17 protein-coding genes are annotated in these 13685 nt (G+C 57.3%); 14 read left to right on the forward strand and 3 right to left on the reverse strand.

What is annotated here, in order from left to right:
• Positions 1 to 111: hypothetical protein (locus HMPREF9538_RS33300; RefSeq protein ID WP_416352768.1), on the reverse strand; the 111-nt coding region annotated here is incomplete at its 3' end.
• Between the two features lie 39 nt (positions 112 to 150).
• Here HMPREF9538_RS33300 and HMPREF9538_RS32095 point away from each other — a divergent pair.
• From HMPREF9538_RS32095 to HMPREF9538_RS21750, 7 genes are all read left to right on the forward strand, one after another.
• Positions 151 to 282, forward strand: coding sequence for a hypothetical protein (locus HMPREF9538_RS32095; RefSeq protein WP_004140630.1), 132 nt, complete (start codon positions 151 to 153; stop codon positions 280 to 282).
• A 133-nt stretch (positions 283 to 415) separates the two neighbouring features.
• On the forward strand, positions 416 to 1615 hold the full coding sequence (gene lolC / locus HMPREF9538_RS21775; RefSeq protein ID WP_004176566.1) for a lipoprotein-releasing ABC transporter permease subunit LolC: 1200 nt from the start codon (positions 416 to 418) through the stop codon (positions 1613 to 1615).
• Positions 1608 to 2309: a lipoprotein-releasing ABC transporter ATP-binding protein LolD gene (gene lolD, locus HMPREF9538_RS21770; RefSeq protein WP_002900798.1), complete on the forward strand. Its 702-nt coding sequence runs from the start codon at positions 1608 to 1610 to the stop codon at positions 2307 to 2309. Before lolC ends, lolD begins: the two co-directional genes overlap by 8 nt.
• Entirely contained in the window at positions 2309 to 3553 is a 1245-nt protein-coding gene (gene lolE / locus HMPREF9538_RS21765; protein ID WP_004176565.1) for a lipoprotein-releasing ABC transporter permease subunit LolE, read from the forward strand. The genes lolD and lolE overlap by 1 nt, the downstream gene beginning before the upstream one ends.
• A gap of 48 nt (positions 3554 to 3601) precedes the next feature.
• Positions 3602 to 4513 carry an N-acetylglucosamine kinase gene (gene nagK / locus HMPREF9538_RS21760; protein ID WP_009484247.1) on the forward strand — a complete coding sequence of 304 codons (912 nt, stop codon included), beginning with the start codon at positions 3602 to 3604 and terminating at the stop codon, positions 4511 to 4513.
• Between the two features lie 14 nt (positions 4514 to 4527).
• Positions 4528 to 5358, forward strand: a complete 831-nt coding sequence (cobB, locus tag HMPREF9538_RS21755) for a Sir2 family NAD+-dependent deacetylase (RefSeq protein ID WP_004176563.1) — start codon at positions 4528 to 4530, stop codon at positions 5356 to 5358.
• Positions 5359 to 5448: 90 nt separating this feature from the next.
• Positions 5449 to 5793, forward strand: a complete 345-nt coding sequence (locus HMPREF9538_RS21750; protein ID WP_004183647.1) for a hypothetical protein — start codon at positions 5449 to 5451, stop codon at positions 5791 to 5793.
• A 24-nt stretch (positions 5794 to 5817) separates the two neighbouring features.
• Here HMPREF9538_RS21750 and HMPREF9538_RS21745 read toward each other — a convergent pair whose 3' ends face one another.
• Both HMPREF9538_RS21745 and HMPREF9538_RS21740 read right to left on the reverse strand, forming a co-directional pair.
• Positions 5818 to 6780: a sugar-binding transcriptional regulator gene (locus tag HMPREF9538_RS21745; RefSeq protein ID WP_004140612.1), complete on the reverse strand. Its 963-nt coding sequence runs from the start codon at positions 6778 to 6780 to the stop codon at positions 5818 to 5820.
• Positions 6781 to 6815: 35 nt separating this feature from the next.
• On the reverse strand, positions 6816 to 7610 hold the full coding sequence (locus HMPREF9538_RS21740) for a triose-phosphate isomerase (protein ID WP_004211823.1): 795 nt from the start codon (positions 7608 to 7610) through the stop codon (positions 6816 to 6818).
• Positions 7611 to 7852: 242 nt separating this feature from the next.
• On the opposite strand from HMPREF9538_RS21740, the gene pdxA reads away from it, so the two are divergent.
• The 7 genes from pdxA to HMPREF9538_RS33305 form a co-directional block, all read left to right on the forward strand.
• Entirely contained in the window at positions 7853 to 8860 is a 1008-nt protein-coding gene (gene pdxA, locus HMPREF9538_RS21735) for a 4-hydroxythreonine-4-phosphate dehydrogenase PdxA (RefSeq protein ID WP_004179336.1), read from the forward strand.
• Positions 8861 to 8895: 35 nt separating this feature from the next.
• Positions 8896 to 10614 (forward strand): four-carbon acid sugar kinase family protein, encoded by a 1719-nt coding sequence (locus HMPREF9538_RS21730; RefSeq protein ID WP_004211825.1) that lies wholly within the window; start codon positions 8896 to 8898, stop codon positions 10612 to 10614.
• A 92-nt stretch (positions 10615 to 10706) separates the two neighbouring features.
• Positions 10707 to 11726 carry a 2-keto-3-deoxygluconate permease gene (locus tag HMPREF9538_RS21725; RefSeq protein WP_004211827.1) on the forward strand — a complete coding sequence of 340 codons (1020 nt, stop codon included), beginning with the start codon at positions 10707 to 10709 and terminating at the stop codon, positions 11724 to 11726.
• Position 11727: 1 nt separating this feature from the next.
• Positions 11728 to 12102, forward strand: a complete 375-nt coding sequence (locus tag HMPREF9538_RS21720) for a PTS glucitol/sorbitol transporter subunit IIA (RefSeq protein ID WP_009484249.1) — start codon at positions 11728 to 11730, stop codon at positions 12100 to 12102.
• A 28-nt stretch (positions 12103 to 12130) separates the two neighbouring features.
• Entirely contained in the window at positions 12131 to 12589 is a 459-nt protein-coding gene (gene rpiB / locus HMPREF9538_RS21715; protein ID WP_004179338.1) for a ribose 5-phosphate isomerase B, read from the forward strand.
• 30 nt (positions 12590 to 12619) lie between these two features.
• On the forward strand, positions 12620 to 13570 hold the full coding sequence (tal, locus tag HMPREF9538_RS21710; RefSeq protein WP_004147958.1) for a transaldolase: 951 nt from the start codon (positions 12620 to 12622) through the stop codon (positions 13568 to 13570).
• 19 nt (positions 13571 to 13589) lie between these two features.
• Positions 13590 to 13685: hypothetical protein (locus HMPREF9538_RS33305; protein ID WP_141690108.1), on the forward strand; the 96-nt coding region annotated here is incomplete at its 3' end.

Consider the following 13685-nt stretch of genomic DNA (forward strand, 5'->3'; position numbering starts at 1 on the left):
CCCCCCGCCCCCCCCCCCCGGGGGGGGGGGCCAGGCTGCGCCGGTCAACTCGCCAAGCTGGCGCTGATCGCCGGCTTTGACCGGCAATGAGTATCGATATTGTTCAGGCATAGACGGTTTCATGATCTCTTAGGGATTCGCTCTGCCGATATGGAGGGCAACTCGCTGATATTCAATAGTGAGATTATCCGCGATTGGTCTGGATTCGCCAACCCGAATTGCCATCGCGTATTGGGTGAAGAAAGGTCAGCGCTGTCGATAAGCGTAAAGATAAATAAGTAAGTACTTATCTATCCGTTTGTATTTACTTGGTTTTTAGGGTTATTGCTAATAAAGTCGTCATGTATCAGTCGTTTACGCTGCCTCTAATCGCTTATATACTCGGGCATCGGCTATCAGCAACCAGATGGATGACATGTACCAACCTGCCGCACTCTTTATCGGCCTACGCTATATGCGCGGGCGCGCAGCCGACCGCTTCGGTCGTTTCGTCTCCTGGCTCTCAACTATCGGTATTACGCTTGGCGTAATGGCGCTGGTGACGGTCCTGTCGGTGATGAACGGCTTTGAACGCGAGCTGCAAAACAACATCCTGGGGCTGATGCCACAGGCCATTCTTAGCGCCAAACAGGGTTCGGTGAACCCTCAGCAACTGCCGGAGCGCGAAGCGAAACTTAATGGGGTAACCCGCGTAGCGCCGATCACCACCGGCGACGTGGTGCTGCAGAGCGCGCGCAGCGTGGCGGTCGGGGTTATGCTGGGCATTGATCCGGCGCAGAACGATCCCCTGACTCCATACCTGGTGAACGTCAAACAGAGCGATCTGCAGGCGGGAAAATATAACGTTATTCTCGGCGAGCAACTGGCGGGCCAGCTGGGGGTTAATCGCGGCGATAAAATTCGCGTGATGGTTCCTTCCGCGAGTCAGTTTACGCCGATGGGCCGCGTGCCGAGCCAGCGTCTGTTCACGGTCATCGGCACCTTCGCCGCCAACAGCGAAGTCGATGGCTATCAGATGCTGACCAACATCGACGACGCCTCCCGTCTGATGCGCTATCCGCTGGGGAATATCACCGGCTGGCGCCTGTGGCTGGATAAACCGCTGCAGGTCGACACCCTGAGTCAGCAGACGCTGCCGCCGGGAACTCAGTGGCAGGACTGGCGCGAGCGCAAAGGCGAACTGTTCCAGGCGGTGCGCATGGAGAAAAATATGATGGGCCTGCTGCTGAGCCTGATCGTCGCCGTCGCGGCCTTCAACATTATTACCTCGCTGGGGATGATGGTGATGGAGAAGCAGGGCGAAGTGGCGATCCTCCAGACCCAGGGGCTGACGCCGAGGCAGATTATGGCCGTCTTTATGGTGCAGGGGGCCAGCGCCGGGATCGTCGGCGCGCTGCTGGGAGCGGTGCTTGGCGCCCTGTTGGCCAGCCAGCTGAATAATTTAATGCCGATCATCGGCGCCTTCCTTGACGGCGCGGCGCTGCCGGTGGCGATTGAGCCGCTGCAGGTCATTGTTATCGCCCTGGTGGCGATGGTGCTGGCCCTGTTGTCTACGTTGTACCCTTCCTGGCGCGCTGCCGCCACCCAACCCGCTGAGGCTTTACGTTATGAATAAGATCCTGCTGCAATGCGACAACCTGTGCAAACGCTATCAGGAAGGCAATGTGCAAACCGATGTCCTGCACAATGTCAGCTTCAGCATTGGTGAAGGCGAGATGATGGCTATCGTCGGCACCTCCGGCTCTGGCAAAAGTACGCTGCTGCATCTGCTCGGCGGCCTGGATACGCCCACCTCTGGCGACGTGATTTTCTCCGGTCAGCCGATGAGCAAGCTATCCACCGCCGCGCGCGCCGACCTGCGTAACCGCGAGCTGGGCTTTATCTATCAGTTCCACCATCTGCTGCCGGACTTTAGCGCACTGGAAAACGTGGCGATGCCGCTGCTGATTGGCAAAAAGAAGCCGGCGGATATTGAACGCCAGGCGAAAGCGATGCTGCAGGCGGTCGGGCTTGAACACCGCAGCCATCACCGTCCGTCGGAGCTCTCCGGCGGCGAGCGCCAGCGGGTGGCGATTGCCCGCGCGCTGGTGAATAAACCGCGGCTGGTGCTGGCGGACGAGCCAACCGGTAACCTCGACGCTCGCAACGCCGACAGCATCTTCCAGCTGCTGGGCGAACTGAACGTCGCGCAGCGCACCGCGTTTCTGGTGGTGACCCACGACCTGCAGTTGGCGAAGCGCATGAGCCGCCAGCTGGAGATGCGCGATGGCCGTCTGACCGCCGACCTGACCCTGATGGGGGCCGAGTAATGGCGTCTCCGTTATCGTTACTAATTGCATTGCGTTTCAGCCGCGGCCGGCGGCGCGGCGGCATGGTGTCGCTGATCTCGGTGATCTCCACCATCGGCATTGCGCTGGGGGTGGCGGTGCTGATCGTCGGCCTCAGCGCGATGAACGGCTTTGAGCGCGAGCTGAATAACCGCGTGCTGGCGGTGGTACCGCACGGCGAAATCGAACCCGTGAATCAGCCGTGGAATAACTGGCAGGAAGCGCTGGCGAAGGTGCAGAAGGTGAAGGGGATTGTCGCGGCAGCGCCCTATATTAACTTCACCGGCCTGGTGGAGAGCGGCAGCAATATGCGCGCCATCCAGGTGAAAGGCGTCGACCCGCAGCAGGAGAGCCAGCTCAGCGCGCTGCCTACCTTTGTGCAGAATAACGCGTGGGCCGGATTCAAGGCTGGCGAACAGCAAGTGATCCTGGGCAAAGGGGTCGCCGATGCCCTGCACGTGAAGCAGGGGGACTGGGTGTCGATCATGATCCCTAATGCCGACGCCGACCATCAGCTGCTGCAGCCAAAACGCGTCAGGCTGCATGTGACCGGAATTTTACAGCTGAGCGGCCAGCTCGATCATAGTTTTGCCATGATCCCGATGCAGGATGCGCAGCAGTACCTGGAGATGGGCGGCAGCGTGACCGGCATCGCCATCAAGGTCACCGACGTTTTCCATGCTAACAAGCTGGTACGCGACGCCGGCGAGGTGACCAACAGCTACGTCTACATCAAGAGCTGGATCGGCACCTATGGCTATATGTATCGCGACATCCAGATGATCCGCGCCATTATGTACCTGGCGATGGTGCTGGTGATCGGCGTGGCCTGCTTTAACATCGTCTCGACGCTGGTGATGGCGGTCAAAGACAAAAGCGGCGATATTGCGGTGCTGCGCACGCTTGGCGCAAAAGACGGCTTAATTCGCGCGATTTTCGTGTGGTATGGTTTATTAGCCGGATCGGTAGGCAGCCTGTTTGGGGTGGTGATCGGCGTGATCTGCGCGTTGAACCTGACGTCGATCATCAACGGCATCGAATACCTGATTGGGCATAAATTCCTCTCCGGCGACATCTATTTTATTGACTTCCTGCCGTCAGAATTGCACTGGCTGGACGTCTTTTATGTGCTGGTGACAGCACTGTTGCTGAGTTTGCTGGCCAGCTGGTATCCCGCCCGCCGCGCCAGCCGCATCGACCCGGCGAGGGTGCTGAGTGGCCAGTAATTTATCGTCATCGTCGGCCTGGCTGACGACACAAGAGGAATTGCTGAAATGTATTATGGATTTGACATTGGCGGCAGCAAGATAGCGCTGGGCGTATTTAATCAGGAGCGGCGACTGCAGTGGGAAAAACGCGTCGCCACGCCGAAAAGTAGTTATGAGGATTTTCTCCAGGCGGTAGAGGCGCTGGTCCGCGAGGCCGATGAGCGCTTCGACCAGCAGGGTTCGGTCGGGATCGGTATTCCGGGAATGCCGGAAACGGCGGACGGCACGCTGTATGCCGCTAACGTGCCAGCCGCCAGCGGCCGGCCGCTGCGCGCTGACCTCAGCGCGCGGGTGGGGCGCGATGTGCGTCTCGATAATGACGCCAACTGTTTCGCGCTGTCGGAAGCGTGGGACGATGAGTTTACGCAATACCCGCTGGTGATGGGATTGATCCTCGGCACCGGCGTGGGCGGCGGCCTGGTGTTGAACGGTAAATCGATTACCGGCCATAGCTATATCACCGGCGAGTTCGGTCATATTCGCCTGCCGGTGGATGCCCTGGAGGTGGTTGGGCGCGATTTTCCGCTGCTGCGCTGCGGCTGCGGCCAGCTGGGCTGTATTGAAAATTATCTCTCCGGTCGCGGTTTCGCCTGGCTGTACGAACATTTTTATCAGCAACCGCTCTCCTCGCCGGAGATTGTGGCGCAGTGGCAGCAGCACGATCCGCGCGCGCAGGCGCACGTTGAGCGCTATCTCGATCTGCTGGCGGTGTGTCTGGGGAATATACTGACCATTGTCGACCCGGATTTGCTGGTGCTCGGCGGTGGATTATCTAACTTTACGGCCATTAGCGAAGGGCTGGCGCAACGATTGCCGCGCCATCTTCTGCCGGTCGCCAGGGTTCCGCGCATTGAGCGCGCGCGCCACGGCGATGCCGGGGGAATGCGCGGTGCGGCCTTCCTTCACCTGACCCATTAATCACAGAGGTAGCTATGCAGTCGCGCCGTTTACATCGATTGAGCCGTTTTCGTCGCAATAAACGTCGGTTGCGTGACCGTCTGCGTCAGCGGATTTTCTTTAGGGAGGACAGGATGAAGCCTGAAGCGATGGCAAAACCGAGAGTGGTGGTGTTAACCGGCGCGGGCATCTCGGCAGAGTCGGGGATCAAAACCTTCCGCGCGGCCGATGGCCTGTGGGAAGAGCATCGGGTGGAAGATGTGGCGACGCCGGAAGGCTTCGCCCGCGATCCGGCGCTGGTGCAGGCGTTCTACAACGCCCGTCGTCGTCAGCTGCAGAGTCCGGAAATCGCGCCGAACGCGGCGCATCTGGCGCTGGCGCGTCTGGAGGATCTGCTGGGCGACCATTTTCTGCTGGTCACCCAGAATATTGATAATCTGCACGAGCGCGCCGGCAACCGCCGGGTGATCCATATGCACGGCGAGCTGCTAAAGGTGCGCTGTTCGTGGAGCGGCCAGGTGCTGGAGTGGACCGGCGACGTCACCGCCGAGGACAAGTGCCACTGCTGCCAGTTCCCGGCGGCGCTGCGTCCGCACGTGGTCTGGTTTGGCGAAATGCCGCTGGGGATGGATGAGATCTACAGCGCGCTGGCCGACGCAGATATTTTTATCGCCATCGGCACCTCCGGCCATGTCTATCCGGCGGCTGGCTTTGTGCACGAGGCGCGACTGCACGGCGCCCATACCGTTGAACTGAACCTGGAGCCCAGCCAGGTGGGCAGCGAGTTTGCCGAGAAGCACTACGGGCTGGCAAGCGAAGTGGTACCCGCCTTTATCGATAAGCTGCTGCAGGAAAACGCGCTGTAAACTGAAGCCGCCTGCCGGTAGCCAGGGCGCAGCCCACGGCCGCCGGCAGCGCTGCTGACAAGGATGTCACGTCATGACAGGAGTCAGACCATGCATAATCCGCTGGTTATCGAAGCGATCATGTTGATCGCGGCCATTATCGTTGGCGTCTGGAGCCAGCGCGCTTTACCGCTACACGCCGATAGCCGACCGATCCTCTTCCTGCTATGTCTGTTCCTCGGCACTGGCAGCGCATTGTGCCTGCTGCTGGATATCTTAGCCCTGCTGTTGACCGGTCAGGTCGCGACGGGCGGTGTGCGAATATACGGCCCGTTGCTGCTGCTGGTGGTGCTGTGGAAACCTCTCAACTGGGTTGTCGGCATCATTGAAGATTTTGTGCAGCGGCGAGCCGAAAAAGGGAAGGGCAAAGGCCAGCGCGACGGCGGTCAACGCTGATCCGCCGCCTGCGCCGTGGCTTATTTATAGCGCCTTTTGCATATTAATGACCGAACGGGCGTTCGAGGCGCTGGTAGCCAGCACATCGATAACCCCGGTGCGTAATGCCCCCAGGATCGCCGTCGCTTTCGTACTTTCGGAGGCGATAGCGATGACGCAGGGAATGGCCCGCAGCTGTTCGAGACTTAAGCCAATGACCCGGTCATTCATCACCGTATCGACGGGTTTGCCCTGAATATTGAAAAAGCTGTACCCCGCCAGATCGCCCACCACCCCCTGTTCCTGACGCGCAGTGGCAATTTCCTGCGGCGTAAACCAGCCGAGCTGCACCATAAAGCTGTTTTCATTCATATCGCCGAGGCCGATGATCGCCACGTCAGCTTTGCTGGCCTGTTCGAGCGTGGCCTTAATCAGGCGGTTTTGCATAAAGGCCGCGCGCAGCTCCGGGGTTTCCACATAGGCCGGGGCGTAAAGCGTTTCGCTGAAGCCGTTAAATTTGCGCGCCAGATTCCGGCTGATGTGGTCGGCGTCAATCAGCTGATTGTCACGCTTGGTTCCGCCGATGCCGCAGATAAAGCGGCAGTGGCGCTCAGGAAACACGCCAACGTGATTCGCCACCGCGGCCACATTGCGCCCCTGACCAACGGTGACCGTCATATCGTTTTTTAACACCCCGGCAAGGTAGTTACTGACCAGGGCCGCCACCTGCTGGCGCTGTTCATCTTCATCATGGTGATCCAGGGCAATTAGCGCGCGCTTAATGCCAAAGTGCGAAATAAACTGCTGCTCAATCTGGGAGCTGAAGACCGGATGGTATTTGACGCTGATCTCAACAATCCCTTCCTGGCGCGCTTTTTTCAGCAGGCGCCCGACTTTGATACGCGAAATGCCGAATCGTTTGGCGATCTCTTCCTGCGTTTGTTCCTGATCGTAATAAGCCACCGCAATTTCAGTGAGCAGGGCGTAATCTGAGTCTTGTTCAATCATGGCCTGGAATTTCCATCTCTGGTGTCCCTTTTATATTACTGCGCCTGCAAAATAAATTCCTGTGTAACGCGTTGAACAATGTCGCAATAGCCTTGCGCGTCCCAGGCCGCGCGGCCGATAAACAACCCATTGATCTCCTGCTGGCGCAGCAATTCCACCGCGTTTTGCAGCGTTACGCTGCCGCCATAGAGCAGCGGGATACGGGTTCCCGTCTCGTGACCAAACCGCTCGCAAAGCGCCTGACGTAGCGCCTGATGAATGACACCCGCCTCCTGCGGTGAGGCGGGCGTACCATGTTCGCCAATGGCCCACACCGGTTCATACGCAATCAGGGTCCGCAGCGCCTGCTGGTGGCTCAGGCCATACAGGGCGATCTTCATCTGCCGCACCACGCTTTCACGCGACACCTGCCAGCGTTTCTCCTCGGCGCTATCGCCAATACAGATCAGCGGGCGCAGGCCATGACCTAAGGCGCTATGCACTTTTCGATTAATCGCGGCATCGCTTTCATTAAAGGCGGCGCGTCGTTCTGAATGTCCCAGCTCAACAAGTGTGGCGCCGGTTTCTGCCAACATGGCCGCCGAGATTTCCCCGGTCCAGGCGCCCTGATCCGCTTCATGCATATTCTGCGCGCCGGTCAGAAGCGGTAACTGATGCGTTTGCAGAAAATGGCTGACGGGTTGGATCGCGGTGAAGGGGGGAATGACGAAGGGCTGAATAGCAGGGTGACAGCCCTCCGGCATCCGCGCTGCCAGCGTTTCGCACCAGGCCATGGCCTGGGACAGCGGCTTGTTCATTTTCCAGCTGGTTCCTAACCATATCGGGGTCATCATTGCTTCTCCTCTTAATAAAATCAAATACTTGCCAGAAACGGGGCCATACCCTGTATTGAGGTTGAACTTTTTATCACTGTATGAACATATGTTAGATCACATTTTTCGATGAAAAAAATCTATGAATTTTTTTATGTGATCTTCATCACTCATGGCGGCTCATTCATCAGGTAATGTTTTGAGCATATGATTTGGTATTGAACATATGAACAATCAACTGAAAAAATGAGAGGCGCATGATGTCAGCAGAGAAAAAACCCGTTGTGGCGATTACCATTGGCGATCCGGCAGGGATCGGCCCGGAGATCACCGTGGCCACCATGATGGACAAAAGCGTGTATGACGAGTGCAAACCGTTCCTGATCGGCTCGGTACCGATTATCAGCCGGGCGATGAAAATCATGGGCTGCGATTTTGCTATCCATAAAATTGCCCATCCGCAGGAGGCCCGTTTTAGCTGGGGGACGTTGGATGTTCTGGAAACTGGCGACTACGATTGCGACAGTATCGAATGGGGCAAGGTGCAGAAACTGGCGGGGCAAATGTCGCTGGACTATGTGATGAAGTCGATCGAGCTGGGTAAAGCGGGGCTGATCGACGTGGTCTCTACTGCACCAATTCATAAGGAAGCCATCAAGCTGGCAGGATGTAAGCTCCCGGGCCATACCGAAATCTATCAGGTGGAAACCCAATCTGATTACGGTCTGACCATGTTCCACGTCCACAACCTGCGCGTCTTCTTCGTGAGCCGTCATATGGCGCTAAAAGCAGCCTGTGACTATGCCAACAAAGCGCGAGTGCTGGCCTGCGTTCAGCAGATCCACCATGAATTTACCGCCCTGAACATCAAAAATCCGCGCATTGCCGTGGCCGCCCTGAACCCGCATGGTTCCGACAATGGTCTGTTTGGTCACGAAGAGGCTGACAATCTGATCCCGGCGGTGAAAGCGGCCCAGGAGATGGGGATCAACGCTATCGGGCCGGTTCCGGCCGATTCCGTGTTCCATCTCGGCAAACAGGGGCGCTACGACGCCATTCTCTCGCTGTATCACGATCAGGGGCATATTGCCTGCAAAACCCTCGACTTTGAACGTTCGATCACCATTACCTTCGGCCTGCCGTTTATGCGCAGCTCCGTCGACCATGGGACAGCGTTTGATATCGCCGGTACCGGTAAGGCGGGGACCGTCAGTATGCTGGAGTCGACGCTGGTGGCGGCCCGTTACTGGAAAATGAAGCATCAATAATCGCTGAGGTTCATGCGAATCACGAGGACAGAGAAATGGAAAAACATCTGTTGATTAGCAAGGGCTGTAAGGGCTGGGGCGGGCCGCTGACTATCACGCCAGGTCAGGGGAAAAAGATTGCGTACATCACCGGGGGGATCCGTCCCCCGGTCGTCGACCGCCTGAGCGAACTGACCGGCTGGCCTTCCATTGATGTATTCAAGAATGGCGAACCGCCGGCGGAAGAGATTGGTTTAATGGTCATCGACTGCGGCGGCACGTTGCGCTGCGGACTCTATCCGAAGCGGGGAATTCCCACCATTAACCTGCATCCCACCGGTAAAAGCGGCCCGCTGGCGGAATTTATACACGAAGGGATCTACGTCTCCGGCGTGACGCCAGCCTGCATTGAGATGGTCTGGCCGCAAGGGGAAGGCGGAAAGCTTGGGATCGTGGCTGACGATCTGACCGGGGCAACTACCGTCGGGGTGCTGCTGGCGCGCAGTGGTTTAAAAACCGCCGCGTTTTTCGATACCGAATCCTTCGCCCGCAATGAGGTAGAGTATCCGGCGATGGTGGTCAGCAGCGACAGCCGCCCATTGCCGAAAGCGGAGGCCCAGCACAAAGTGAGCGCTGCGGTGAAACAGCTGCAGGCTCGCGGCGCGCATTACTTCACCAAGCGGATTGATACCACGCTGCGCGGCGGCATCGGATTTGAAATCGACGCCATGCTGGAACAACTGCCGCAGGAGACGGTGGCGGTTGTGGTGCCGGCGATGCCGCAGTCACGGCGTATTCTCGTCGGCGGTTACTCGGTGATTGATTCGGTAGCCCTGTCGCGGACCGATGTGGCTCGCGATGTACGTACCCCGGTCACCGAGTCGTGGGTGCCGGGACTGTTGGCGGCGCAGACCCATCATCAGGTCGGGCATATCGCGCTGACATCGGTGATGAAAGGCGAAGGGCAAATCCAGCAGGATTTACAGGAACAACAACAGCGCGGCGTGCGGGTGATAGTGGTCGATGCGATAACCGTCGACGATGTCGATGCCATCGCCGGGGCGGTAGTGTCCCTGAACTGGAACGTGCTGGCCGTCGATCCGGGGCCCTTTACCGAACGGCTGGCGGTTCGTCGCGGCCTGATGCGCGAAGCGCGGAGCAGCGCGCCCGCGAGCCTGACAGCGGACGGCCAGCGCGGCTCGATTTTGATCGTTGCCGGCAGCGCAACGCCAGTAACCAAAAAACAGCTCCAGTATTTGATCGCTAATGATGCCCGGGTCTGCCATATCCCGGTGGATGCCGAGCTGTTGGTTGACCGGAAAAACGCCGCTGAGATTGAAGTCAATCGCGTGGTGCAGCATGCCCGACAGTGCGTTCCGGCGCAGCACAACGCGCTCTTTGTTTTTGAGTCCGCCTTGACCGGGCGGTTGCTAAACCTTCAGGAAGAGGAGCAGCGATTTGGTCTGGCCCACGGTGAGGCTGCGCAAAATATTAACCACGGATTGGGCAGTATTGTGCGCGAGGTGCTTAACTGTGCGTCGGGTGAAATTAAAGGATTGTATATGACCGGTGGTGACACCATGGTCAATGTACTAAAAGAGCTGGGCGCCACCGGAATAGAAATGATTGACTATGTCATCCCGCAAACCGATATGGTGCGGATCATTGGCGGCGATTATGCCGGCTTAATTTGCGTCGGGAAAGGAGGGCTAACCGGACCGGAAGATATTATTAGCATCATTGTTGACCGAATTTATCAGGAAGCACAGCAATAACCCAGTAATCTAATAACTAATAAACGACGTAATGGTCGTCAGGGTAGTATTGCGTCGTTATCTCTGTTAAATCTTAATTTAAGAGTTACCCTATGAATATTAATATACTTGATAAAATGAATAAGGTGCCCGGTGGGTTAATTATTATTCCACTGCTGGTGGCTATATTAATTAATACTTTCGCGCCCCAGGTGCTCAGCATTGGCGGCCCGACCACCGCCTTATTTAAAGTCGGTTCCAGCGCCATGATGGGCATATTTTTGCTCATTTGCGGAACCTCGATCAATATCCGTCAGGCCGGGTTGCCGCTCTATAAAGGCGCCGTGCTGCTGTTTCTCAAATGTCTGGCCGGGGCACTGGCGGTATGGGTTGCGGGAACGTTGTTTGGCCCGAGCGGTTTTCTCGGAATATCGACCCTGGCGCTGATTGCCTGCCTGACCAGCTCGAACAGCTCCCTCTATATCGCATTGTGCAGCAACTATGGCGATGCCAGTGATGCCGGGGCGATCTCCGTATTCTGCATCAAGGATGGTCCGTTTGTTACCATGATGGTGCTGGGCGTCAGCGGCCTGGCCAATATTCCCTTCGCCGCGCTGCTGTCGATGCTGATCCCACTGCTGATTGGCATGCTGTGGGGCAATCTGGACGAACGCTTTAAACAGTTATGCGCTGCGGCGCAGCCGCTGGTGATCATTATTATGTCGTTCGCCATCGGCGCCAACTCCAGTATCAATACGGTGTTCACCGCCGGGCTGTCCGGGATCCTGTTGGGGATTATCTCCGCGCTAACCGGGATTGTGTTCTACTTTATCTACAACCTGTTTTTGAAGAAGAAAAGCGCGCTGGGCGCCGCGCTGGGAACCACCGCCGCCAGCTCGGCGCTGACGCCGGCGATGGTTGCCCAGGCGGATCATTCGCTGGCGATGTACGTGGATGCCGCTACCGCGCAGCTGGCGACGGCGAGCATTATCACCATGATCACCGCGCCGATACTGGTCGCCTGGTTTGATAAACGGCTGAAAAAGCGTGCGCCAGCCGCTGAACCGCTGAAAGAGGTGAAAAGTGAAGAGAGCGTGACATTATCTTCCCCTGCCGCCAAAGGACACAAATAGTATGAGCGTGCCGTTGTATTCATTACGGATTACCGCCGTCGGGGAATATGTTGAGTACTCTCTGCGGGAGCTGCGGCTTATTTTATTCTCCGATGCCGTTCCCGACAATATTGCGAGTTATTGCGCTGTACACCAGGCCAGCGAACTGACCGCCGAGTTATCGCCTGGTCAGCAAATGAAATTAAATGATAAAAATTATCGGGTGACCGCGGTAGGCCGTGTGGCAACGGCAAATTTACGACAGCTTGGCCATATCACGCTAAATTTTGATGGCGCAGATATCGCTGAATTACCCGGGACGGTACACCTTTACGGCGAACCACCACAAATTATTCAGCCTGGCGACCAAATTTCGTTTTACCCGAATTGTCATTAAGACGTACTGTTAAATTAAGGAAATAACCATGAAAACAATCGCTATTGGTGCGGATGATGCCGCCTATGCTTTTCGCGATTCCATCGTCGCTTATTTGAATGGGTTGGGAATTAACGTCGCGGATTACAGCAGCGATAAACGCCAGGGGAGTACCGTTTATCCGGATGTTGCCCATGCGGTGGCGATGTCGATTAAACAGGGCGAACACGAGCGTGGGATCCTGATCTGCGGTACCGGCATTGGGATGAGTATTGTGGCCAATAAAGTCCCCGGGGTCCGCGCCGCACAGTGTCACGATACCTTCTCCGCCGAGCGAGCGCGTAAAAGTAACAACGCGCAGATTATTACCCTTGGCGCGCGGGTGATTGGCGCTGAGCTGGGCAAAAAAATTATTCAGGCGTGGCTTGAGTCCGAATATGAAGGCGGCGGATCCGCGCCCAAAGTGGAACGTATTGATTATTACGAACACCAGCATGCCAGAGATTAATCTCCGCAGTCGTAAGATAAGGAACAGATGATGAGCCAGTTAGACGAACTGAAAAAATACACCACGGTTGTTGCTGATACCGGCGATATTGAATCGATTAAAAAGTTTGCACCCCAGGATGCGACCACCAACCCCTCGCTGGTGCTGAAGGCCGCGCAGCTGCCGCAGTATCAGCCGCTGATTGCCGATGCGATTGGCAAGGCACGCCGCCAGGGAGGCAGCGCAGAAACGCAATTGATTAACGCCTGCGATCAGGTGGCAGTGGATATCGGCAGCGAGGTGCTGCGCCATGTGCCCGGGCGTATCTCCACCGAAGTGGATGCCCGCTTTGCCTGGGATCGCGGGATGTGCGTCGCGAAGGCGCGCAAGCTCATCCAGTTATATGAAAAAAATGGCATTGGTCCCGAGCGGATTTTAATTAAGCTCGCCGCCACCTGGGAGGGCATTCGCGCTGCCGAAGAGCTGGAGCAGAGCGGTATAAACTGCAACCTGACGCTGCTGTTCTCTTTCGCTCAGGCCCGGGCGTGCGCCGAAGCGGGCGTCTTTCTCATCTCGCCCTTTGTGGGCCGCATCTACGACTGGTATCAGAAGCACCAGCCGCAGTCAGCCTATCAGGTGGACAGCGACCCGGGGGTGGTCTCCGTGCGCCAGATTTATCAGTATTACAAATCCCATGGCTATGACACGGTGGTAATGGGTGCCAGCTTCCGTCGAATTGAGCAGATCCAGGCGCTGGCGGGCTGCGATCGCCTGACTATCTCTCCGGCACTGCTGGACGAGCTGGCGGCCAGCGAAGGAGTGTTGACCCGCCAGTTGACCCCCGGCTGCGTGACGGAAACCCGTCCCAGCCCGATGACGCAGGCGGAGTTCCTCTGGCAGCATCATCAGGATCCCATGGCAGTGGAAAAACTAGCGGAAGGGATCCGACTGTTTGCTGTCGATCAGGTGAAACTGGAACAACAGATTCAGCAGATGCTGTAAGCCGCAGGGATAAAGACTGATGAAGACGACAAAAACCATTCGCTGCCAATGCGCCAACGCGCTGCGCGCCCTGAGCATGGACGCGGTACAGAAAGCCAAATCCGGCCACCCGGGG

The sequence above is a fragment of the Klebsiella sp. MS 92-3 genome (assembly GCF_000195655.1).
Lineage (GTDB): Bacteria > Pseudomonadota > Gammaproteobacteria > Enterobacterales > Enterobacteriaceae > Klebsiella > Klebsiella pneumoniae.